Origin of the sequence: Nocardia sp. NPDC052001 (genome assembly GCF_040680615.1) — a bacterium.
GTDB lineage: Bacteria > Actinomycetota > Actinomycetes > Mycobacteriales > Mycobacteriaceae > Nocardia.
The window spans coordinates 736,382-757,337 of the sequence record NZ_JBFAXC010000002.1 but is presented as its reverse complement, the minus strand read 5'-3'; the positions used below and the strand labels follow the sequence as shown (position 1 = coordinate 757,337).

23 protein-coding genes are annotated in these 20,956 nt (G+C 67.1%); 11 read left to right on the top strand and 12 right to left on the bottom strand.

The window, feature by feature from the left end:
- Nucleotides 1-52: 52 nt before the first annotated feature.
- Together AB0L82_RS11775 and AB0L82_RS11770 are read right to left on the bottom strand one after the other, a co-directional pair.
- The gene (locus AB0L82_RS11775) at nucleotides 53-880 is read right to left on the bottom strand and encodes an alpha/beta hydrolase (RefSeq protein WP_364634084.1); all 828 of its coding nucleotides are present in this window, start codon (nucleotides 878-880) and stop codon (nucleotides 53-55) included.
- A 13-nt stretch (nucleotides 881-893) separates the two neighbouring features.
- The gene (locus AB0L82_RS11770) at nucleotides 894-1,505 is read right to left on the bottom strand and encodes a TetR family transcriptional regulator (RefSeq protein ID WP_364634083.1); all 612 of its coding nucleotides are present in this window, start codon (nucleotides 1,503-1,505) and stop codon (nucleotides 894-896) included.
- Nucleotides 1,506-1,655: 150 nt separating this feature from the next.
- On the opposite strand from AB0L82_RS11770, the gene AB0L82_RS11765 reads away from it, so the two are divergent.
- Both AB0L82_RS11765 and AB0L82_RS11760 read left to right on the top strand, forming a co-directional pair.
- The gene (locus AB0L82_RS11765; protein WP_364634082.1) at nucleotides 1,656-2,045 is read left to right on the top strand and encodes a hypothetical protein; all 390 of its coding nucleotides are present in this window, start codon (nucleotides 1,656-1,658) and stop codon (nucleotides 2,043-2,045) included.
- A 118-nt stretch (nucleotides 2,046-2,163) separates the two neighbouring features.
- Nucleotides 2,164-3,393: a trypsin-like peptidase domain-containing protein gene (locus AB0L82_RS11760; RefSeq protein WP_364634080.1), complete on the top strand. Its 1,230-nt coding sequence runs from the start codon at nucleotides 2,164-2,166 to the stop codon at nucleotides 3,391-3,393.
- Between the two features lie 53 nt (nucleotides 3,394-3,446).
- Here the strand turns inward: AB0L82_RS11760 and AB0L82_RS11755 are convergent, their stop codons facing one another.
- Nucleotides 3,447-3,722 carry a helix-turn-helix transcriptional regulator gene (locus AB0L82_RS11755; RefSeq protein ID WP_364634078.1) on the bottom strand — a complete coding sequence of 92 codons (276 nt, stop codon included), beginning with the start codon at nucleotides 3,720-3,722 and terminating at the stop codon, nucleotides 3,447-3,449.
- 77 nt (nucleotides 3,723-3,799) lie between these two features.
- On the opposite strand from AB0L82_RS11755, the gene map reads away from it, so the two are divergent.
- Together map and AB0L82_RS11745 are read left to right on the top strand one after the other, a co-directional pair.
- Nucleotides 3,800-4,567 carry a type I methionyl aminopeptidase gene (map, locus tag AB0L82_RS11750; protein ID WP_364634077.1) on the top strand — a complete coding sequence of 256 codons (768 nt, stop codon included), beginning with the start codon at nucleotides 3,800-3,802 and terminating at the stop codon, nucleotides 4,565-4,567.
- An 83-nt stretch (nucleotides 4,568-4,650) separates the two neighbouring features.
- Entirely contained in the window at nucleotides 4,651-5,943 is a 1,293-nt protein-coding gene (locus AB0L82_RS11745) for a hypothetical protein (RefSeq protein ID WP_364634075.1), read from the top strand.
- Here the strand turns inward: AB0L82_RS11745 and AB0L82_RS11740 are convergent.
- The 6 genes from AB0L82_RS11740 to AB0L82_RS11715 form a co-directional block, all read right to left on the bottom strand.
- Complete coding sequence (locus AB0L82_RS11740) at nucleotides 5,940-7,130, bottom strand: TetR/AcrR family transcriptional regulator (RefSeq protein WP_364634074.1); 1,191 nt, start codon at nucleotides 7,128-7,130, stop codon at nucleotides 5,940-5,942. The genes AB0L82_RS11745 and AB0L82_RS11740 overlap by 4 nt on opposite strands.
- 53 nt (nucleotides 7,131-7,183) lie before the next feature.
- Nucleotides 7,184-8,014, bottom strand: a complete 831-nt coding sequence (locus tag AB0L82_RS11735; protein ID WP_364634072.1) for an SDR family oxidoreductase — start codon at nucleotides 8,012-8,014, stop codon at nucleotides 7,184-7,186.
- A gap of 32 nt (nucleotides 8,015-8,046) precedes the next feature.
- Nucleotides 8,047-8,457 (bottom strand): MaoC/PaaZ C-terminal domain-containing protein, encoded by a 411-nt coding sequence (locus AB0L82_RS11730; protein ID WP_364634070.1) that lies wholly within the window; start codon nucleotides 8,455-8,457, stop codon nucleotides 8,047-8,049.
- Nucleotides 8,454-8,912 (bottom strand): MaoC family dehydratase N-terminal domain-containing protein, encoded by a 459-nt coding sequence (locus AB0L82_RS11725; RefSeq protein ID WP_364634068.1) that lies wholly within the window; start codon nucleotides 8,910-8,912, stop codon nucleotides 8,454-8,456. The genes AB0L82_RS11730 and AB0L82_RS11725 overlap by 4 nt, the downstream gene beginning before the upstream one ends.
- A gap of 1 nt (nucleotide 8,913) precedes the next feature.
- Nucleotides 8,914-10,101: a lipid-transfer protein gene (locus AB0L82_RS11720; RefSeq protein ID WP_364634066.1), complete on the bottom strand. Its 1,188-nt coding sequence runs from the start codon at nucleotides 10,099-10,101 to the stop codon at nucleotides 8,914-8,916.
- Nucleotides 10,102-10,222: 121 nt separating this feature from the next.
- Nucleotides 10,223-10,663, bottom strand: coding sequence for a hypothetical protein (locus AB0L82_RS11715; protein WP_364634065.1), 441 nt, complete (start codon nucleotides 10,661-10,663; stop codon nucleotides 10,223-10,225).
- A 6-nt stretch (nucleotides 10,664-10,669) separates the two neighbouring features.
- Between AB0L82_RS11715 and AB0L82_RS11710 the strand changes: the two genes are divergently transcribed.
- The 3 genes from AB0L82_RS11710 (at nucleotide 10,670) to AB0L82_RS11700 (ending at nucleotide 12,357) form a co-directional block, all read left to right on the top strand.
- Nucleotides 10,670-11,389, top strand: a complete 720-nt coding sequence (locus AB0L82_RS11710; protein ID WP_364634063.1) for an enoyl-CoA hydratase/isomerase family protein — start codon at nucleotides 10,670-10,672, stop codon at nucleotides 11,387-11,389.
- A gap of 257 nt (nucleotides 11,390-11,646) precedes the next feature.
- Nucleotides 11,647-11,877 carry a hypothetical protein gene (locus tag AB0L82_RS11705; protein ID WP_364634061.1) on the top strand — a complete coding sequence of 77 codons (231 nt, stop codon included), beginning with the start codon at nucleotides 11,647-11,649 and terminating at the stop codon, nucleotides 11,875-11,877.
- A 96-nt stretch (nucleotides 11,878-11,973) separates the two neighbouring features.
- On the top strand, nucleotides 11,974-12,357 hold the full coding sequence (locus AB0L82_RS11700) for a PPOX class F420-dependent oxidoreductase (protein WP_364634060.1): 384 nt from the start codon (nucleotides 11,974-11,976) through the stop codon (nucleotides 12,355-12,357).
- A 92-nt stretch (nucleotides 12,358-12,449) separates the two neighbouring features.
- Here the strand turns inward: AB0L82_RS11700 and AB0L82_RS11695 are convergent, their stop codons facing one another.
- Both AB0L82_RS11695 and cobN read right to left on the bottom strand, forming a co-directional pair.
- The gene (locus AB0L82_RS11695; protein WP_364634058.1) at nucleotides 12,450-12,989 is read right to left on the bottom strand and encodes a hypothetical protein; all 540 of its coding nucleotides are present in this window, start codon (nucleotides 12,987-12,989) and stop codon (nucleotides 12,450-12,452) included.
- 260 nt (nucleotides 12,990-13,249) lie between these two features.
- Nucleotides 13,250-16,912 carry a cobaltochelatase subunit CobN gene (gene cobN / locus AB0L82_RS11690; RefSeq protein ID WP_364634057.1) on the bottom strand — a complete coding sequence of 1,221 codons (3,663 nt, stop codon included), beginning with the start codon at nucleotides 16,910-16,912 and terminating at the stop codon, nucleotides 13,250-13,252.
- Nucleotides 16,913-17,212: 300 nt separating this feature from the next.
- Between cobN and AB0L82_RS11685 the strand changes: the two genes are divergently transcribed.
- The 3 genes from AB0L82_RS11685 (at nucleotide 17,213) to AB0L82_RS11675 (ending at nucleotide 19,534) form a co-directional block, all read left to right on the top strand.
- Complete coding sequence (locus AB0L82_RS11685) at nucleotides 17,213-17,443, top strand: hypothetical protein (protein WP_364634055.1); 231 nt, start codon at nucleotides 17,213-17,215, stop codon at nucleotides 17,441-17,443.
- Between the two features lie 156 nt (nucleotides 17,444-17,599).
- Entirely contained in the window at nucleotides 17,600-18,799 is a 1,200-nt protein-coding gene (gene cobG / locus AB0L82_RS11680; RefSeq protein WP_364634053.1) for a precorrin-3B synthase, read from the top strand.
- A 186-nt stretch (nucleotides 18,800-18,985) separates the two neighbouring features.
- Entirely contained in the window at nucleotides 18,986-19,534 is a 549-nt protein-coding gene (locus AB0L82_RS11675) for a hypothetical protein (protein WP_364634051.1), read from the top strand.
- On the opposite strand, the gene ddaH is transcribed toward AB0L82_RS11675, so the two are convergent.
- Nucleotides 19,503-20,378: a dimethylargininase gene (gene ddaH / locus AB0L82_RS11670; RefSeq protein ID WP_364634049.1), complete on the bottom strand. Its 876-nt coding sequence runs from the start codon at nucleotides 20,376-20,378 to the stop codon at nucleotides 19,503-19,505. The genes AB0L82_RS11675 and ddaH overlap by 32 nt on opposite strands.
- A 137-nt stretch (nucleotides 20,379-20,515) precedes the next feature.
- Here ddaH and AB0L82_RS11665 point away from each other — a divergent pair, with 137 nt between their 5' ends.
- Nucleotides 20,516-20,953 (top strand): Lrp/AsnC family transcriptional regulator, encoded by a 438-nt coding sequence (locus tag AB0L82_RS11665; protein ID WP_364634048.1) that lies wholly within the window; start codon nucleotides 20,516-20,518, stop codon nucleotides 20,951-20,953.
- The last annotated feature ends 3 nt before the right edge of the window (nucleotides 20,954-20,956 follow it).

Sequence of the window (20,956 nt, the reverse complement as noted above, 5' to 3'; positions counted from 1 at the left end):
GACCGGATCGGAGCCGGTGATCCGCACCCCGCGCGCTGATCACCGGTTCCGATCAGCCTGCCGCGCGAGTGGCAGTGGCCAGTGCGGTCCATTCGAGGATGGTGTCCGCCACCAGCTTCGGATCGTCGTACATGGGGACGTGGCCGACATCGGGCAGCGTGCGCCAGGTCGCGGACGGCGCGTAGCGACGCCAGTTCGGGGCGTAGCGGTCGTACGGGAGGATGCGATCGCTACCGCTCCAGGCGATCAGTACCGGCAGATCCAGCGGACCGTAGGGCTCGTATTCCGTCGCGATAATGCTCGGGAAATCCTCGATCGCGGTGCATTGCAAGGCGTTTCGAGCGGCCAGAATCGCATGCTCGGCGCTGACCCGATCGCCGTGCTCGCATACGATGCGCATGGCCTCGCGACGCAGTGCGGGCACCCGCATCACCACCGGCAACAGCGGTGCGCCCAGCCGCTGCCGACGGCGCATGGCGCGGAATATGCCCGGCACCCGGGTCTCGGTGGTCGACCACGCTCCGGCCGGGGACAGCGCGACCACACTGCGCGCCCGGCCCCGGCGCGCCAGCTCCATGGCCAACCAGCCGCCCAGGGAGTTTCCCGCGATATGCGCCGTCTCGAATCCGGCATCGTCCATGGCCTTTTCGAGCCAATCCGTGCCCTTCGCGATCGTGTACGGGCGCGGCCAGCCGGGAACATCGATCATTCCGGCGTGCCCGGGAAGGGTGGGCGCGAACACATCGTGATGTTCGAACAGCAAGGGCGCGACCGTATCCCAGCAATGCCAACTGCTGGTGCCGCCGTGCAACAGCAGTAGCGGTTCCCCCTGCCCGCCTCGCAACGCGGTCGTCGAATGGGTATCGGGGTTCGTCGGCATTGACGAGTCCTTTCTACGGTGGATCGAGCAGGGCCAGGCGCATGAGCTGACCGAGTGAGCGTGCGGAGTGCTCCGGGGTGTCCCCGGGCTGGATCATGTGGCTGAACAGCAGCCGGACCAGGCTGTTGACGAAGAATTCCAGGTCGATATCGGTGCGCAGCAGGGGTTTCCAATGCTGTTCCACATTGGCCAGCGCCAGCTGGGTCGCGGCGGCCAGGTACGGCCCGGAGCGAATGGTCACCAGCGAGAGCATTTCGTCGGGAGCCTCGGGCGCGGCGCCCAGCACCACCGCCGAGAGTGGATCCTGGGCCTGGGTACGCAGCAGGAATTCGGCGACCGCGGTGATGGCGGCGACCGGATCGGCGCGATGCTCCTCGAACACCGCGGCCGCACCGGTCAGGTAGCGCGAGGTGTTCTCCCAGGAAATGGCCTCCAGCACAGCCGCTTTGGAGCCGAATTCGTTGAACACGGTGCGCCTGCTCACCCCGGCGCGGGTGGCGATATCGGCCATCCGAACCGCGTTCCAGCCGGTGCTGCCCGCCAATTCCATGGCGGCGTCGATGATGCGCTGCCGGGCCAGCGCACGGGAGGCCGCGCGCAGGGAGGGTGTCTCGCTGCTGTTCACGGCGTACATCCTTCCCTGTCCACATGATCACGCCTTCCTTCACCCGCCGGTTGACAGTCGCACTCCACGCATTGAATAGTTGCACTCTGTTGTTCTCAGAGTGCACGCACCGCACTCGACTGTCAACAAGATGCACGTTAAGGAGGTTCCGTGTCGCTGCCCGCCGACCTGGCCGACCGCCTGACGATCCCGCTCATAGCCGCACCGATGACCGGTGTCTCCGGTCCGGAGCTGGTCGCCGCAGCCTGCCGGAACGGGGTGATCGGAGCCTTTCCGACGCATAACGCGGCCGATTCCGAGGAACTGGACGACTGGCTCACCCGTTTGCGCGCGCTCCCGGCCGACGCCGCCCCGATCGCGCCCAATCTGGTGGTGCACCGCACCAACGCACGCCTGACCGCCGATCTGGACCGGCTGCGCGCACATCGGCCCAAAACCCTGGACTTCGTGGAGTCGCTCCCGCTCAACGCCTCCGGCAAGGTCGATAAGAAGGCGCTGCGCGCACCGTACTGGTCCGGTCGGGACCGCCAGGTCAACTGACCGCGGCCGCCAATCGACTCCGATCACATTGCGCTACCGGCGAACAGGATGCCGAGACGCTCGCGCGCGGGCATCCTGGGAGCAGGCAACGTAATCATGTAATCGGGTGGTGATGACCATGGCCGACGACTCAACTCTCTCCCCGACCGCCAGTTCGGACGGAACCGGGCAACCGGACTTCGACGCGACGGGTTCGAGCGCACCCCGGGCAGCGAACAAGGGGGCCGCCCCGAACACGGGACGATTGGGCGGCGCGGGCAATTCGGCCGACGGCATCGGCACGAATGCCGAGACCGGCGCGGCCAATAGCTCCGGCGCGGCCGCTGACAATGGCGCGGCCGCCAGCTCGGACGCGACCGCACACGAACGCGCAGCCCTCAGCGCGGGCGCTGCCACCGACAAAGGCGGAACCGCCGATGCCGATGCGGTGGCGGAAGCCGCCGCGCTGGACGCGTATTCGCGCACGGTGATCAGCGTGGCGCAGGCGGTGACCCCGCATGTGGCGAGCGTGCAGACCCGGCGCGGTGGCGGATCCGCCGTGGTTTACACCGATAACGGGTATCTGCTCACCAATGCGCACGTGGTGGGCTCGGCCAAGAACGGGGTGGTCGTCTTCGCCGACGGCGTGGAATCCCGCTTCGATGTGGTCGGGGTGGATCCGCTCTCGGATCTGGCGGTGCTGCGCGCTCGCGGTGGCGCACCCGCGGCCGTATCGATGGGTGACGCCGACAATCTCGTGGTCGGGCAGCTCGTGGTGGCGGTCGGCAGCCCGCTCGGCCTGGCCGGATCGGTGACGGCGGGCGTGGTCAGCGCGCTGGGTCGCTCGGTACCGGTCGGCAATGGACGAGCCGCGCGGGTCATCGAGGATGTGATCCAAACCGATGCCGCCCTGAATCCGGGCAATTCCGGTGGCGCACTGGCGGATTCGGCGGGCCGGGTGGTGGGCATCAATACCGCCGTGGCCGGAATCGGCCTGGGCCTGGCCATTCCGATCAATGTGACCACCCGCCGCATCATCACCACCCTGCAGCACGAGGGCAAGGTACGCCGCGCCTACCTGGGCATTGTCGGCGTACCCGCACCGCTACCGGAGGCCGTCGCCGAGCGCACCGGCCAGAACGCCGGTCTGCGCATCGTGGAGATGGTGCGCGGCGGCCCCGCCGAACGCGCCGGATTGCGGCGCGGCGATCTGGTACTCAGTGTGGCCCGCCGCGAAGTGCGTGACGCACAGGGCATTCAACGCCAGCTCTTCGGTGATGCCATCGGCCGCACCCTGCCGGTCACGGTGCTGCGCAACGGCGCGATGGTCGACGTGATCGCCGTGCCGGTCGAATTGACCGTGGACTGAATCGGATTCGGACGGGCGGACCGCCGTCAGCCGATCCGGTCGGCGGCCTGGGCCTAGGAGGCGGTGCGCCGCGCCGATTCCACGACGGCGGGCTGCCAGTTATCGGCCAGTTCCTCCAGCGAGATGCCGAGGGCGCGGCTCAGAGCGACCACGGTGCCGAAGGCGGGGGTGGGCATGCGACCCGATTCGATCTTGCGCAGCGTCTCCGGGGAGATGCCCGCGTCGACGGCCACCTCGACCAGATCCCGGTCGCCGCGTGCGGAGCGCAGCGCCGAACCGAGCCGCCGACCGGCTTCTACCTGGGCGGGGGTCAAAGGGAGTCGTACCATGCTCGCCACCTTACGGTTGGTATAAAAATACCGCAACCCGCTATGGTCGGTATTAAAATACCAATCCGGAGGTTGTCATGGTGGAACTCAAATCCGCGGCGGAGATCGATCGCATGCGGGTAACCGGCGAATTCGTCGCGAACGTCCTGTCCGAACTACATGAGCGCGCACGACCGGGGGTGAATCTGCTCGATCTGGAAGCCCATGTGCGCGAACGCATTCGAGAACGCGGTGCGGTGTCCTGCTACTGGGACTACTCACCCTCGTTCGGGCGCGGCCCATTCCGCAATACCGTCTGCCTGTCGGTGAACGACGCGGTGCTGCACGGACTTCCGTTCGACTACACCCTCGCCGACGGTGATGTGCTGACGGCGGACCTCGCGGTCGGCATAGACGGCTGGGTCGCCGACTCCGCCGTCACGACCATCGTCGGCACCCCGGACGCGGCCGACGCCCGCCTGGTCCGCGCCACCGAGGAGGCCCTCGACGCCGCGATATCCGTTGCGCTGCCGGGCAATCGGATCGGCGATATCTCCGCCGCCATCGGCGGTGTCGCCGAGTCCTACGGCTATCCGGTGAACACCGAATTCGGCGGCCACGGCCTGGGCCGCACCATGCACGAGGATCCGCACATCCCCAATACCGGTCGTGCGGGCCGCGGCTTCATCCTGCGCCCGGGCCTGACCATCGCCATCGAACCGTGGTTCGCCCGCACCACCGATCGGATCGTCACCGATCCGGACGGCTGGACCATTCGCTCGGCCGACGGCTCCCGCACCGCGCATTCCGAACACACCATCGCCATTACCGAATCGGGCCCGCGCATCCTCACCGTCGCCGCCTGACACCCGCCCGGTCCAGCGCCTTTTCGCTGGACCGACGGGGTGTCGCGCGGTTGGGCGGGCAACCGGACAATATTCTCAGCGCAATGAGGACCCGGGTGCTCGTCGGAACGCTCGCCGCCACCATAATTCTGGTGGCCGCCCATGCCCCGATCGCCGTCGCGGCTCCGGTGGGCACGCTCGAGGACACCGTCGATACCGACGGGGACGGGCTGCCGGACAATTGGGAGAAATACGGGCTGGACGCCGACGGTGACGGTGTCGCCGAGGTGGATCTGCCCGGTATGGGCGCGGACCCGAATCACAAGGACATCTTCGTCGAGATGGACTACATGACGGGCAAGGAGCCCTCGGACGCGGTGCTGGACCGGATCACCCAGGTGTTCGCGACCAGTCCGGTCACCAATCCGGATAAGAAGACCGGCATCGGCATCCATCTCGATCTCGGCACCCGGGGTGCGCCGATTCCGCCGCCGCGCCAACCGGCGCGCGATGCCGATACCGGTTCGGCGAACTCGCCGGCCTCGGGCTCATCCGGATCGGCCGTGTCGCCCGGTCCATTGACACCGAAAAGCGCACCGCCACAAGGTAAATACGATCTCGGCGGCGGAAATCAGGTCCCCGCCGCCGAGGACCTCAACCCCATGCTCGCCGGACTGCGACAGTTGAAGGATCAGTACTTCGCGCCGGAACGACAGCATGTCTTCCACTACATGGTCTGGGTCAACGGCTATGACGGCGGCTGTTCCAGCGGTAATTCACCGCAGCTGCCCGGTGACACCTTCATCGTCGCCTTCAGTCCGGCGGCGGTGTGCAGTTGGGGACCGACCCCCACCGACGATGAACTCGTCGGCACCTTCGTGCACGAGCTCGGCCATAATCTGGGCCTGCAGCACGGCGGTCATGACGGGGTCAATTTCAAGCCCAATTACCTGAGCGTGCTGAACTATTCGTTCCAGACCGGCGGTGTCCCGCGCGGTGACGGCACCAACTATTTCGGCTACTCCGCACTCGCGCTGCCGGATCTGAACGAGGACCACCTGGACGAATCACTGGGCCTGGGCGAGGGGGCCGCCGGGTGGCGCACCTCCTACTACTGCCAGAAGTGGGCGCAGTGGATGGTCACCACCCAGCAGACCGCGGATAAGCGCATCGACTGGAACTGCGACGGCATCTTCGGCCCGGCACCGGTCGCCACCTCGATCAACAAGGACGAGGTGCGCGGTGTGCTCACCACCCAGAACGATTGGACCGCACTGGTGTACAACGGCGGCCTGATCGGTTCGGCGATCAAATATCAGGGCCAGGTCGCACCCGGTCCGGCCGAACTCGACAGCACCACGGCCAAGGAGATCGCCGAGCACCGCCGCCCGCGCTAAGCCTCCGCGCGGCGGGAGCCGCCGAGCAATCCGGCCCCGATACCGGATACGGCGAGGTGTATGTCCGGAATCCGTTGCAGATGCGGTGTCGAGGCGATGTCATTGACCATGATCTGCGCGGCCTGCACCCGAATGCGGGCCGTGACCGGATCCAGCTCCGGATGCGAGCGGCGCAGCAGATGCACCCATTCGGTGATGTACGCGCGCTGCGACAGCCGCGCCCGCTCCCGCTCCACCTCGGGCAGATATTCGGCCTCGGAGACGAGAGTCCGGATGAGATAGGGGTTTTCGAACGCGAATTCGCTGTAGCTGCCCAGCAATCGCACCAGTCCGTCACCGGGATCCGAGGCGGTGGACAGCGCGCGATGCATACCCATGCGCAGCCATTCGTCGCCGCGCACCATCGCGGCGGCCAGAATATCGGTCTTGCCCGGAAAGTGGTTGTACACACTGGGTCCGGCGATGCCGACCGCCGCGCCGATATCGTCGACGCTGACCCCGGCGAAACCGCGTTCGGCGAACAGTCTGACCGATTCGGTGAGAATCGCCTCGCGCCGCGAATTGGCAGCCAGCGCAACCGAATCCGCGCGCCCCGCACGCAGGACCGGTACCGGGGCGTCGACCACGACCGCGATGAGTTCGCGCAGTAGCGCGGTGAATTCGGGCTCCGGCAGCGAAAGGCTATGGAACGAAATGCTGTCCGCGACCGCCAGGGCACACCAGGCCAGGAGATCGGCCTGGGCGGCATCGAGTTCGGGCCGTCGCCGCCGCAGCACCTCGGCGAGCTTCACACCGATGCGCCGGGCATCGGCGCGGAACTCCGCGCGATCGGCCGCCGACAGATGCCGGGCCTCGCGCTGCCACAGCACCCCGACCTCGCGATGGGCGAGCGCGAACGCCGCGAGTACACCCGCGATATCGTGCGGCGGCTCCCCCATCTCGTCGATGGCGGCATCGACCTTGGCGAGCGCCCCGCCGATAACCGTGGCGAGCAGCCCCTGCTTACCCCGGAAATGCCGGTACAGCGCGGACGGCCCGATGGCGACCGCCTCGGCCACCTCGCTCATGCCGATATTCTGATATCCCTTGCGGTAGAACAGATCCGCCGCCGCCGACACGATCAGCTCACGCCGGTTCGCCGGCCGGGTGCCACGGGCCGGACGGACCACGTCCGGCCCGTTCACCATTGCATCACTCCTTCAGGACACCGCTCGGCGGCGATGTGCGCGTGCTGCGAATCCTAGATGTTGAACCCGCCGCCGCAGACCAGGGTCTGCCCGCTGACGTAGTTCGATTCCGGAATGCAGAACAGGTACACCGCACCGGCGGCCTCGGCGGGCGTGCCACCGCGACCCAGTGGGACCATCTGCTCCATGGCCGAGAGCAGTCCGGGATTCACCCCGACCTTGATCTCCTTACCCTGCACATCGATGGTGCCGTCGCCGCCCGCGGGCGTTTCGGTGAGGCGGGTCTTGATCACGCCGAACGCCACCGAGTTCACGGTGACGTTGTAGCGGCCCCACTCCTTGGAGATCGCCTTGGTCAGACCGTTGACCCCGGCCTTGGCCGAGGAGTAGTTCGCCTGTCCGGCATTGCCGCCGGTGCCCGCGAGGCTGGAGATATTGACGACCTTGCGGCACGGCACGGGCTCACCCGCGGCCTTGGCCTTCTTGACCGCCGCCGCGATCACCGGCTGGGCGGCGCGCAGAATCCGGAACGGGGCCTTGAGGTGTACGTCGAGAATGGCGTCCCACTGTTCATCGGTCATCTTCTGGATGACCGAATCCCAGGTGTATCCGGCATTGTTCACGATGATGTCGAGTCCGCCGTAGGTGTCCACGGCGGTCTGCACGAAACGCTCGGCGAACCCTTCCTCGGTGACGCTCCCGGTGCACGCCACGGCCGCCCCGCCCGCGGCCTCGATCGCGGCGACGGTCTCCTTGGCGGGTTCGGCGTCGAGATCGTTCACCACGACGCGTGCGCCCTCGGAGGCGAGTTTCAGCGCGATCTCGCGGCCGATACCGCGCCCCGAGCCGGAGACAATGGCGACCTTGCCATCAAGAGTTCCCATGGGAGACAAAACCTTTCGATTGGTGGTGGAAGTCAGAGGGCGACGACGGCGTCGCCGGTCAGGGTGACGGTGCCGTCGTCCAGCGTGACGACGAGTTCGACGGTAGCGCGCCGTTCCCCGTCGACCGCATCGATGGCGACGACCCGGCCGGTGGCGGTGGGCTTGCCCAGTACCGGGGTGATGGCGGCGAATCGCACACCGTAGGACCGGATCGACGATTGCGCGACCCAGCCGGTGAGCAATCGGCCGAGATAGGCCATGGACAGCATGCCGTGCGCGAAAACATCGTCCAGCCCAGCGGATTTCGCCACATCGAGATCGATGTGCATCGGGTTGTGATCGCCCGACGCGCCCGCGAACAGGGCCAATGTGGTGCGCGAGATGGGCCGGATCCTCAGGGGCGGCAGTTCGGTGCCGACCCCGACGGGTTGCGTGAGGGTCATTTGCCTACTCCCGGATTGCGAACCACGATAACCGATTTCAGCTCGGCGACGGCCGCACCGTCGGCCCGGGTGACTGCGGTTTCCTTGACGATGAATTCGAGCGCGCCACCCTTCTTGCTGTACACATCGGTGATGCGCGGCGTAGCGGTCAGCACGTCACCGGCCACCGCCGCCGAGTGATAGACGAACGACTGCTCACCGTGCAGGACGAAGCGCAGATCCACGCCCGCCGCCGCCAAAAAGGTGAAGGGGTCCGGGTTTTCGAGTTCGATGGAGAACAGGAAGGTCGGCGGTGCGGGCAGATCGCGATAGCCCGCCGCCTGCGCGGCGTCGAGATCGGTGTAGACCGGATCGGTCTCGCCGATCGCTTTGGCGAAGAACCGCAGCCGACCGGCGTCGATGGTCAAAGTCGTTGCGGGCAGCTCGGTTCCGATGATCGCGGGATCGACGGCCATCTCAGCTCACCTTCTCGTACAGGGTCACCACGGCCGCGCCGCCGAGGCCGATATTGTGCTGCAGCGCCAATCGCACATCGCCCTCGACCTGTCGCGCCTGCGCCTGGCCGCGCAACTGCCACACCAGTTCCGCGCACTGCGCCAGCCCGGTCGCGCCGAGCGGATGCCCCTTGGACAGCAGCCCGCCGGAGGGATTGGTGACCACGCGGCCGCCGTAGGTGTTGTCGCCGTCATTGACGAACTTCTCCGCCGTCCCCTCCGCGGTGAGACCGATCGCCTCGTAGGTGAGCAGTTCATTGGCGGTGAAACAGTCGTGCAGTTCGACCACGCGCAGATCCTCGGGCGAAACCCCGGATGCCTCGTACACCTGCTGTGCGGCGGCCTTGGACATGTCGTAGCCGACGATCTTGGTCATATCGTGCTCGGTGAAGGTCGACGAGAAGTCCGTCGCCATCGCCTGCGCCCGGATGATCACCGAGGCGTCGATATCGTTGGCGCGGGCGAACTCCTCGCTGACGATGACCGCGGCGGCCGCACCGCAGGTCGGCGGGCAGCACTGCAATCGGGTCAGCGGACCGTAGATATGCGGGGACGCCAGCACCTCCTGCACCGTCACCGGATCCCGGAACACCGCGAACGGATTGTTCGCCGCGTGCCGGCGGGATTTCACCGAGATCTTGGCGAAGGTCTCCGGCGAGGTGCCGTACTTGTCCGCGTACTGCCGGCCCGCACCGCCGAACATCTGTGCGGCGAAAGGAGATTCGTCGCGTTCCTGAATCTGATCCATGACCGCGTCGAAGCGTGCGAACGGGCTCGGCCGATCGGTGTATCCCATCGCGAGCGCACCGCGCTGCATCTGTTCGAATCCGACCGCCAGCACCGCGTCGGCCGCGCCGGACTCCACGGCCTGGCGCGCCAGATACAGCGCCGAGGATCCGGTGGAGCAGTTGTTGTTCACGTTGATCACCGGGATCCCGGTCTGCCCGAGCCCGTAGACCACGGCTTGTCCGCAGGTCGAGTCGCCGTACACATATCCGGCGTACGCCTGTTGGATCCTGGCGTACTCCACCCCGGCGTCGAGCAGGGCGGCCTGTGCCGCCTTCGTGCCCATGACGTCATAGGTCTCACTGCGACTTGGCGTGGTGAACGGGATCATCCCGACACCGGCCACGACGGCGCGTCTACTCATGCCATTCCCATTCCGTTGACTAACGCTGATTCACTTAGTGAATACCGTCGGCAAGACAACAGTCAAGGAGAAGTTCTTCCGCACCGAACATGATCGGGCGGCACTAGAGACGATTCACATCTCAGCGATCGAGGAGTGCGATGAGTTCGGCCCTGGTCGCGGGCCACGCATCCCGGCGCGGTTGCGCGGGACGCGGCTGGATCGTCTGGGTGAGCGCGAGTCCGCGCATGGCGTCGAGCGCCACCGCGATGCGATGGGTCCATTCGGCCCGCGGAAGATGTTCGGGGGCAACATCATCGGCGATCGCCGCGAAGGCCGCTGACAGCGCCGGTTCGAACGGGGCCAGCGCGGCATAGAGCTCCGCATCGTCCACCGCCGCGATCCACACCTTCACCCATACCGCGAACAATTCGCTGGTGAACGCGGTCCACAGCACATCGAGCAGGGCCGGGGTGCGCTCCTGCGGCCGGGCCGCGATCGCCGCGGCGGCCGCCGCGTGCAGCTCCGCCGCCATGCGCCGCCCGACCTCGTCGAGCGCGGTGGTGATCAGGTCGATCCGCACCGGGAAATGGTGTGCGATCGCCCCGAATCCCGCAATGCCATCACCGATGCCCTGTTCACCGAACTGATCCGGCAACTCGAATCGATCGCCGCGGATTCGAGCGTGCGAGCGGTCGTGGTGACCGGAGCGAACGGAACATTCAGCGCCGGTGGCGATTTCGAGACGATCGGCGATCTCGGCCGCACCTCCGAACAGCAGGTGGCGGAGAATCTCGCGCGCACCATGTGTGCCGCCGAACGGCTCTGGGCACTGCCGCAGCCGACCATCGCCGCCGTCGACGGTGCGGCCGTCGGGGCGGGGATGGCACTCGCGCTGGCCTGCGATATCCGGGTCGCCTCACCCGGGGCGATACTGCTGCCGTCGTTCATTCGCATGGGTCTGCTGCCCGATACCGGGGCGAGTTGGCTCCTGCCGCGCCTCATCGGCGCGGGCCCGGCCTTGCAGATGTTGCTCGCGGGCCGACCGGTCGGTGCTGAGCACGCCCAAAAGATGGGGCTGGTCGCGCAGGTGACGGCGGATCCCTTACAGACGGCGCTGGAACTCGCGGCGCTGCTGACCCGGCAGCCCGCTGCCGCCGCGGCGACCAAACGGCTACTGCGCGCGGCCGCCGAAACCGATCTGGCGACCGCCATCGACCTCGAGGCGGTGGAGCAGGCCGCGGCCTTCCATCGCGGCGAGTTCGCGGCCACCTTCGACGCCTGGCGTACCACCCGCGTCGCCGACTGACCGATCACCCTGTCGAACACGCCAGTTCAACCGATGAAGGACGAAAGACCATGCCCGCGATTCGATGTGGACAGACCACCCGCGACTACGACGATCTACGACTGCGCGCCGCACAGCTGGCGAACTGCGTCCGTGGCCCCAATCCCCCACGCGGGCACCACAGTCGATGATCTACACCTCCGGCACGACCGGACGGCCCAAGGGCATCGTGCGCGCCCAACTTCACCTACCACGGCAATCCGGCCAAGCGCGCCGCCATGGAACGCGACGGCTACCTCGATATCGGCGATATCGGCTATCTCGACACCGACGGCTACCTGTACCTCGATGACCGCAGCACCGACATGATCATCTCCGGTGGCGTCAATATCTATCCCGCCGAGATCGAAGCCTGTCTGCTCGAACTCCCCGGTGTCCGCGACGCCGCCGTCTTCGGCATCCCCGATGCCGACCTGGGCGAATCCATAGCCGCGCAGCCGACCCCGTAGGTCGGTGACGATCCGGAGTTCGCCGGACACGATCGCCCGGCCCGCCTCGGACAGCTCCACTCGGCCTATCCGCGCGGCACCGGATAGGCTGCGGGCGTGGATAACCCGTTCGGCCCGGTAGGGACCGCCAAGTATGTCCTGTTGACCACCTTCAAGAAGGACGGCACCCCGGTCGGGACGCCGCTGTGGGCGGCCCTCGATAACGGCCGCCTCTATGTCTGGACGGTCACCGACAGCTGGAAGGTCAAGCGCATTCGCCGAAATCCGCAGGTCACCGTGCAGGCGTGCGATGTGCGCGGTAAGCCGAACGGTGACATCGTCAGCGGTAAGGCGACCATCCTCGATGACGCGGGCAGCGATCGCGTGCGCGGTCTGGTCAAGCGTCGCTACGGTCTGCAGGGTCATCTCGTGGTCACCGGCAGCACGCTGCGCCGGGGTAAGACCGGCACCGTCGGCATCGAAATCATCGCCGAGGGCTGATAAACCACGGTCGGACCGCCGGGCCGGTGATCCGGTCCGGCGGTCCGCCATGCGCACGGCTCGGTGCTGCCCCGCGCACAGCCGTGCTCACCTCATGGTTGCTGGCCGGCGATGATCGCCCCGAGCAGGCCGCCGACACCGCAGCCCACGATCGCGCCGACGAGGAAGAACCACACGCCGATCACCGCGCCGACCACACAGCCGATCAGCGCCCCGGCCACGATGGATCCGACATTGGAGATATTCTGTAGCGCGACCGGATCGGCTGCGGGCGTGGCGATATCGGCCGCGTTCTCCGGACGCATGGTCAATGTCGTTCCGGCGGCGTCGATTTCGGGGATAACGTTGAGCGCCCGGTCGGCGGCCTGATAGGTCAGCGGTAGCGAGGCGATGGTCTCACCGCCGGGCCCGAGCACATTGACTGTGCCACCGGCCATTTCGAACCTGCCACCGGTGAGCGTGGTGGTGACCGCGGAGTGATCGGGCGCCAGGGCAGTGGTGTACTCGACCCCTCGATCGACACCACTGACACCGGGTTGCGCGACCGCGGGTTCACCGTGCGCGGTGACCGTGGCTATACAGACCGCGGCGATGGAGAAGAGGGTTGTTGCGGCGAATTTGGCTATTCTCATGATGATTACCCGTATTCGAAGAGCCGATTCACCGCATTACCTAGAAAGCGTATTCCGGGGGGCACACGGCGAATCGGGGAATCCACATCCAATTATTCATCCCAATAGCGTGATTGGAGTTCCCGGCGCCTCCCCGAGACTGACGCCGGGACGATTCTTATCGTCCCCTCAGACTTGCCACGAGGATAGGGCAGGTGCCGGGGTTGTCCGCCGATGTCCTATGCGTCCTACCCCGACTCGCCGCGAAATGCGGAATTCCCTTATTCCAGTTCGCCTTCGGTTTCCAGATAGACCTCGCGCAGTCGCTCCAGGGTATCGGCTTCCGGCTGCTCCCAGAGCTTTCGCTCGGCGGCTTCCAGCAACCGCTCCGCAATGCCGTGCAGCGCCCACGGATTCGACTGCTCCATGAACTTGCGATTCACATCGTCGAATACATAGGATTCCGCGAGCTTTTCGTACATCCAGTCCGCGACCACATTCGTGGTGGCGTCATAGCCGAAGAGATAGTCGACGGTCGCCGCCATTTCGAACGCACCCTTGTAACCGTGCCGGCGCATCGCCTCGAGCCAGCGCGGATTCACCACGCGCGCCCGGAATACCCGCGCGGTCTCCTCGGAGAGCGTGCGGGTGCGCACCGCATCGGGACGGGTGCTGTCGCCGATATAGGCTTCCGGGTTCTTACCGGTGAGCGCGCGCACTGCGGCGACCATACCGCCGTGATACTGGAAGTAGTCGTCGGAGTCGGCGATATCGTGTTCGCGGGTGTCGGTGTTCTTGGCCGCCACCGCGATTCGGCGATACGCGATGCGCATATCGTCGGCCGCCGGAACGCCGTCCAGCTCGCGGCCGTACGCGAAACCGCCCCAGGCCGTGTACACCTGGGCCAGATCGTCATCGGTGCGCCAGCTCTTGGAATCGATGAGCTGCAACAGACCCGCACCGTAGGTGCCCGGCTTGGAACCGAAGAGGCGGGTGGTGGCGCGGCGCTCATCGCCATGTTCGGCCAGATCCGACTGGGCATGCGCGCGAACGTAATTCGACTCCGCGGGCTCATCCAGCCCGGCCGCCAGGCGCACCGCGTCGTCGAGCAGGGCGAGCACATGCGGGAACGCGTCGCGGAAGAAGCCGCTGATGCGCACGGTCACATCGATGCGCGGACGGCCCAGTTCCTCCAGCCCGATGGCCTCCAGCTTGGTGACCCGGCGGCTGGCCTCATCCCAGACCGGCCGCACACCCAGCAGTGCGAACACCTCGGCGATATCGTCGCCGGAGGTGCGCATGGCCGAGGTGCCCCAGACCGAAAGGCCAACGGAGCGTGGGTATTCGCCGTGATCGGCCAGGTAGCGGGCCAGCAGCGATTCCGCCATGGCCTGCCCGGTCTCCCAGGCCAGCCGGGACGGCACGGCCTTGGGATCGACGGAGTAGAAGTTGCGCCCGGTGGGCAGCACATTGATGAGCCCGCGCAGCGGCGAACCACTCGGCCCGGCCGGAATGAAGCCGCCGTTCAGCGCGTGCAGAATGCGCGCGATCTCGACGCCGGTCTGCCGCAGACGCGGAACCACCTCTGTCGCAGCGAATCCCAGCACCCGGCGCACCGCGTCACGTGGCGATTCCACGGTCGCATCCGAACCGCCCCGCGGCGCAGCGGATACCGCCACCGCGGACTCGCTCGCCTCGGGGATCAGCTCCTCGGTGACGGCGTCGATCGCCTGCACGTCCCAGTCGACCTCCTGCATGGCCGAGACCAGTTCGCGCGCAAGGGTTTCGAACTTGTCGACGCGCTCGCGAGATTCATCGCCCGCCTCGCTCAGGCCCAGCGCCTCGCGCAGGCCCGGCACATTGGTCTCGCCGCCCCAGAGCTGGCGGGCGCGCAGCATGGCCAGCACCAGATCGACCTCGGCCTCACCGGCCGGTGCCTGGCCGAGAATGTGCAGGCCGTCGCGGATCTGCACATCCTTGATCTCGCACAGCCAGCCGTCGACGTGCAGCAGCATGTCATCGAAGACATCCTCGTCCGGCCGTTCGGCCAGTCCGAGGTCGTGGTCCATCTTGGCCGCGCGCATGAGCGTCCAGATCTGCTGCCGGATGGCGGGGAGCTTGGCCGGATCCAGGGTGGAGATATTGGCGTGCTCGTCGAGCAGCTGTTCCAAACGCGAGATATCGCCGTAGGTTTCGGCGCGTGCCATCGGCGGGATCAGATGGTCGACCAGGGTGGCGTGGGCGCGGCGCTTGGCCTGGGTGCCCTCGCCCGGATCGTTCACCAGGAACGGGTAGATCAGCGGCAGATCGCCGAGCGCGGCATCGGTACCGCAGGAGGCGGACATGCCCAGGGTCTTACCGGGCAGCCATTCCAGGTTGCCGTGCTTGCCCAGATGCACCATGGCGTCGGCGGCGAAACCGTCCGGGGCGGCCAGCCAGCGGTAGGCGGCCAGATAGTGGTGCGAGGGCGGCAGATCCGGATCGTGGTAGATGGCGACCGGGTTCTCACCGAAACCGCGCGGCGGCTGCACGATGATCACCACATTGCCGAATCGCATTGCGGCGATGACGATCTCGCCCTTGGGATCGGCGGAGCGGTCCACGTACAACTCGCCGGGAGCCGCGCCCCACGCCTCTTCCACGCCCTCGCGCAGATCCGCGGGCAGCTCGGCGAACCACGCACCGTAGGTGTCGGCCCCGATGCGAATCGGGTTGCCCTCCAGCTGTTCCGCGGTCAGCCAGTCCGGATCCTGGCCGCCGGCGGCGATGAGCGCGTGGATCAGCGCGTCGCCGTTGCCTTCCTCCAGGCCCGGGATCTCGCCCGGTTCACCGAGGTAGTAACCGGCGGAACGCAATTCGTTCAGCAGGCGCAACGCACTGGCCGGGGTGTCCAGGCCGACCGCGTTGCCGATGCGGGCGTGCTTGGTCGGGTACGCCGACAGCACGATCGCAATATGCTTGTCGGAGTTGGGAATATGGCGCAGTCGCGCGTACCGCACCGCGATGCCCGCCACCCGCGCGGCCCGCTCCGGATCCGGTACATAGGTGGAGAGCCCGTCGGCGTCGAACTCCTTGAACGAGAACGGCACCGTGATGATGCGCCCGTCGAATTCCGGCACCGCCACCTGGGTGGCGACATCCAGCGGGGAGAGCCCGTCGTCATTGGCCTCCCACTGCGCGCGCCCGCTGGTGAGGCAGAGCCCCTGCAGGATCGGCACATCCAGATCGGCGAGCGCGCCCACATCCCAGGCTTCGTCATCGCCACCGGCGGACGCGGTGGCGGGCTTGGTGCCACCGGCGGCGAGCACGGTCACCACCAAGGCGTCGGCCGTGCGCAGGGCGGCGAGCAGATCCGGCTCGGCCGTGCGCAGTGAGGCGCAGTACACCGGCAGCGCGCGAGCGCCCTTGTCCTCGATGGCCGAGCACAGTGCGTCGATATAGCCGGTGTTCCCGGCCAGATGCTGTGCCCGGTAGTACACGACGGCGACCGTCGGCGCACCCTCGGCAACCGGTCGCGAATCCCGTTCCAGCTCACCCCAGCTGGGCAGTTCCACCGGCGGTTCGAAGCCGTGCCCGGTGAGCAGGACGGTGTCGGACAGGAAGTTGTGCAGCTGCAGCAGGTTCGCGGGCCCACCGGCGGCGAGATAGTTGTGCGCGTCGGCGGCGACACCGCCGGGCACGGTCGAGCACTCCATCAGCTCGGCGTCGGGGGCGATCTCACCACCGAGGGCGACCAGCGGAATCCCGCTGGCGCGCACCGTGTCCAGACCCTCCTCCCAGGCCCGCTTACCGCCGAGAATGCGCACGATCACCAGATCCGCGCCGTCGAGCAGGCCGGGCAGATCCTCGGGCAGGATGCGCGCCGGATTGGCGAGCCGATACGCGGCGCCGCTGGCGCGCGCGCTCAGCAGATCGGTATCGGACGTGGACAGCAGCAGAATCACAGTGTTTTCAGCCTTCCTCGGGTGACGCGCCCAGCACGGTGTGGCGCTCGACGGGAAGGTCTGACTGTCACAGTGGCGCGACCGCACCGGAATTGCACCGGTTTCTTCTCATCCGACGAGCTCGCCGATGCTATCGCGCCCGGATCACAGTGCGGCAAAGCCCGGTCCGCCATACTGTTCCGCTATCACCGCCACGCGTACGCTGCCGGTATGCCAATCACACCGGGATGGGTCAGGCGGAACCGCTTTGCTGCCTGGTCAGGATACTTTTGCACACTGGTTGCGTTCGCAACGCTGGCAATGGCTTTGACCGCCGCCGGCAGTGGCCACACGCAGTACGCGATGCTCGCGGGCATCATCTGCGCGGGCACCATCCTGTTCGGGATCACGTTGATCACCACCACGGTGCGACGCGATCACCAGGACCACCACAATGTCCCCAATCTCCTCCAGGACACCTGGGAACTCTCCCCCGCGTTCGCGACTCGCCGGGGCGCACCGAAATCCATCGAACCCCACCAGGCGGGCTGACCGCCCGTCCCGACACCCGCTCACCGCGGCTGGCGACGAATCGGCCTCGCTGACAACGTGCCCGATCTCGCCGCCGCGGTGAGCGTGTCATGTCCGCACCTGGGCACGGCGGGTGTCGTCGGCCGCCTGTTCCGCTCGTCGTAGGCTGGTGGGGTCATGAGCCGAACAGATCCCGACTCCTGCCCGGGAGTGTTGCGCCTGCACGATGCCGCCGACGGGCCACTCGCGCGGATTCGCGTACCCGGCGGACAGCTCACGCCGGAACAGATGCAGACCCTGGCCGAGGCCGCGCGCGAATTGGCCGACGGCAATATCGAACTCACCTCGCGCGGCAATGTGCAATTGCGGCAGGTCCGCGATGCGGCCGCGCTGGAGGAACGGCTCAGCGCGGCGGGGCTGCTGCCCAGCGCCTCGCATGAGCGGGTTCGCAATATCATCGCCTCGCCGTTGGCCGGACGCGTCGGCGGCTGGGCGGATGTGCATCCGCTGGTACCGGTGCTCGATGCCGGATTGCGAGCCGATGCGCGCTTGGCGGAACTGCCGGGGCGCGTGTTGTTCACCCTCGATGACGGTCGCGGCGATGTGAGCGGGCTCGGCGGGGATATCGGCGTGCACGCGGTCGACGAGGACAGCTTCGCGCTGCTGCTCGCGGGGGCGGACAGCGGGATTCGGGTGACCGCCGGCGATGCGGTCGAGCTGATGCTCGCCGCCGCGCACGGATTCCTCGAACTGCGTGACGGTCAGTGGCGAGTGCACGAGATCCCCGACGGTGTCACCCGGTTGACCGAACACCTGCACAGCAACCGGCCCGGCTTGGAAACCGGCACCCCGGGCGTGGAAGTGACCGGCCACCATGACATTCCGATCGGCTGGCTGACCCAGGCCGATAATCGCGTCGCCCTCGGTGCGGGCGTGCGACTGGGCTCACTGCCCGCGCGCACCGCCGAATTCATCGCCGCGATCGAACACCCGATCCTGGTCACGCCGTGGCGCAGTCTGATCATCGCCGACCTCGACGAATGGACCGCCGAACAGGTGGTGCGGGTGCTCGCCCCGATGGGCCTGATCTTCGACGCCAGCTCCCCCTGGCTGCTGGCCAGTGCCTGCGCGGGCGCGCCCGGCTGCGCGAAATCGCTCACCGATGTGCGCGCCGACGTCGCCGAGGCCGTCGAGTCCGGGCGCGTAGTCCCCTCCGGCGCACCGCAATTCGCGCGGGAGGGTCTCGACGCCGAGGAGGTCGTCGCCTCCGGGCGCCAGCACTGGTCCGGCTGTGATCGTCGCTGCGGCCGACCGCGCGGCGCGGTCACCGATGTCATCGCCACCCCCGACGGCTACCGCATCGACCCCGCTGACTGAGATCCGCTCGCACGTCCCGCCTTCGCTCCGGCCGCGTCGGTATCCAGGGCCGGTCCGATATCGGCGACCAGGGCGGCGGCGGTCCCGGCAAGCAGCCGGTGGCATCCCGGCCGATTCGGCCGACAATGGATTGTTCGGGAACTTCGGATTGTTGATCGCCGCATAGGGAGCGCGCAGGAGGTCGGCATGACTGTTTCGAAGATGAGCGATGACGAGATCGCCGCCATGTCCGATCATGAGCGGCGCGAGCTCATCGCACGATTACAACCCGCCGGGCGCGGACTGCCACGGCCCGAGGTGGTGCGGATTCACCGCCGCATCCGCCTCACGCTCATGGTCGGCGGCTCACTGATCCTGATCCCCTGGATCGTGTATCTCGCCATGACCCTGCCCGCCGACTATCACGCCCGCAATTGGTCGCTGACCTGGATCGGCTTCGACGTACTGCTGGTGATCATGATGAGCGCCACCGCCTACCTGGGCTGGAAACGCCGGGTCTTCCTCGTGCTGCCCGCCTTCGCCACCGGCATGCTGCTGCTGGTGGATGCCTGGTTCGATATCGTGACCGCCGCGCCCGGCGACATCTGGGTGTCGGTGGGCACGGCGCTCATCGGCGAGATTCCACTGGCGATCCTGCAGATCACGGGTGCGCTCATGCTGTTGCGGTTCCTGGTGATCGCGCACCCGCTGAACAATCCGGCGGTCAGTCCGTGGAAGGCCGGACTGCCGTTCTGACCGAATGCTGTTCCAGGGTGCAGCATTTCACGCTGCCACCCGCCTTGAGCAGTTCGGACAGCTCGATGCCGACGGGTTCATAACCGCGCGCCCGCAGCTGTTCCGACAGTGCGACGGCCTTCTCGCTCAGGAACACGTGGTAGCCGTCGCAGACTCCGTTGAGGCCAAGGACATTCGCGTCCTCCTCGGTGGCGATGATGGCATCGGGATACATTCCGGCGAGCAGGCGCGCGCTCTCACCGCTGAAGGCGGCCGGATAGTAGGCGATGGTGTCATCGAGGACCATGAGCGCGGTATCAAGGTGATAGAACCGCGGATCGATCAATTCCAATGAGATGACCGGCAATTCGAAGAATTCCTGCACCTCTTCGTGCGCGGCGCGGGAGCTGCGAAAACCGGTGCCCGCCAAGATCTTATCGTGGGCGATGGCGAAATCGCCCTCCCCCTCATTGGTTTCGCGCGCGGCGCTGACCCGCGCGAACCGCTGTGCGGAGAGCCAATCGTGATAGGCCGGGCCCTCGGCCGCGCGTTCGGGATTGGCGAAGCGGGCCGACAGCGCCCGATCCCCGATCACCAGACCGCCATTGGCGGCGAACACCATATCCGGCAGTGCGGGCACGCCGTCGATCACATCCACCGTGTGACCGTGCCGTTCGAAAGTGGCGCGCAGGTTCTCCCATTGCGCGAGCGCCAGGGCCCGGTCGACCGGGGCCGTGGTGTCCATCCAGGGATTGATCGCGTAGTAGACGTCGAAATGATCGGGTCGGCACATCAGATACCGGCGCGGGGTGGGGCGGCGGGCGCCCATGGGTTCCGGCGCGCGGAGCGTGGCTGCGGAGGTCAACGAAGCTCCTTCATGACTTGCGCGTACAAGCAGTGATCACGAAGTTAAATGGCGTACCGTTGCGTCAGAAATAGCGAATCGTTGCGCAAATTCCATGGATTGCGGCGATTCGTTGCGTCGGAGCGAAAGGCGGACCGATGGACGAGATCGATCGGCGCATTCTGGCCCACCTGCTCAAACAGGCCCGCGCCTCGTTCCAGGAGATCGGCGCGATCGTCGGACTCTCCGCACCCGCGGTCAAACGCCGGGTGGACAAGATGGTCGCGGCCGGGCAGATCACCGGCTTCACCGCACTGGTCAATCCGGCCGCGCTGGGCTGGCGCACCGAGGCGTACGTCGAGGTCTACTACCGCGACAACATCTCCCCGGCCGAACTCCGCCGCAGCCTCGAACCCATCCCGCAGGTCATCGGCATCTGGACCATCGCCGGGGAAGCCGATGCGCTGGTGCACGTCATGGCCACCGATATGGCCGAAATCGAAGTCACCGTGGAACGTATCCGCGAGAACGCCCGCGTCGGCCGCACCCGCAGCAGCATCGTCATGTCCCGGCTACTGGAACGCCCGCGCACCTGAGTC

Excerpts from the sequence above, each read along its gene's own strand:
- AB0L82_RS11775 (WP_364634084.1), bottom strand. The coding sequence starts at position 880 with ATGCCGACGAACCCCGATACCCATTCGACGACCGCGTTGCGAGGCGGG.
- AB0L82_RS11760 (WP_364634080.1), top strand. The coding sequence starts at position 2,164 with ATGGCCGACGACTCAACTCTCTCCCCGACCGCCAGTTCGGACGGAACC.
- AB0L82_RS11755 (WP_364634078.1), bottom strand. The coding sequence starts at position 3,722 with ATGGTACGACTCCCTTTGACCCCCGCCCAGGTAGAAGCCGGTCGGCGG.
- map (WP_364634077.1), top strand. The coding sequence starts at position 3,800 with ATGGTGGAACTCAAATCCGCGGCGGAGATCGATCGCATGCGGGTAACC.
- AB0L82_RS11745 (WP_364634075.1), top strand. The coding sequence starts at position 4,651 with ATGAGGACCCGGGTGCTCGTCGGAACGCTCGCCGCCACCATAATTCTG.
- AB0L82_RS11740 (WP_364634074.1), bottom strand. The coding sequence starts at position 7,130 with ATGGTGAACGGGCCGGACGTGGTCCGTCCGGCCCGTGGCACCCGGCCG.
- AB0L82_RS11735 (WP_364634072.1), bottom strand. The coding sequence starts at position 8,014 with ATGGGAACTCTTGATGGCAAGGTCGCCATTGTCTCCGGCTCGGGGCGC.
- AB0L82_RS11730 (WP_364634070.1), bottom strand. The coding sequence starts at position 8,457 with ATGACCCTCACGCAACCCGTCGGGGTCGGCACCGAACTGCCGCCCCTG.
- AB0L82_RS11725 (WP_364634068.1), bottom strand. The coding sequence starts at position 8,912 with ATGGCCGTCGATCCCGCGATCATCGGAACCGAGCTGCCCGCAACGACT.
- AB0L82_RS11720 (WP_364634066.1), bottom strand. The coding sequence starts at position 10,101 with ATGAGTAGACGCGCCGTCGTGGCCGGTGTCGGGATGATCCCGTTCACC.
- AB0L82_RS11710 (WP_364634063.1), top strand. The coding sequence starts at position 10,670 with ATGGTGTGCGATCGCCCCGAATCCCGCAATGCCATCACCGATGCCCTG.
- AB0L82_RS11705 (WP_364634061.1), top strand. The coding sequence starts at position 11,647 with ATGGAACGCGACGGCTACCTCGATATCGGCGATATCGGCTATCTCGAC.
- AB0L82_RS11695 (WP_364634058.1), bottom strand. The coding sequence starts at position 12,989 with ATGAGAATAGCCAAATTCGCCGCAACAACCCTCTTCTCCATCGCCGCG.
- AB0L82_RS11685 (WP_364634055.1), top strand. The coding sequence starts at position 17,213 with ATGGCTTTGACCGCCGCCGGCAGTGGCCACACGCAGTACGCGATGCTC.
- cobG (WP_364634053.1), top strand. The coding sequence starts at position 17,600 with ATGAGCCGAACAGATCCCGACTCCTGCCCGGGAGTGTTGCGCCTGCAC.
- AB0L82_RS11675 (WP_364634051.1), top strand. The coding sequence starts at position 18,986 with ATGACTGTTTCGAAGATGAGCGATGACGAGATCGCCGCCATGTCCGAT.
- AB0L82_RS11665 (WP_364634048.1), top strand. The coding sequence starts at position 20,516 with ATGGACGAGATCGATCGGCGCATTCTGGCCCACCTGCTCAAACAGGCC.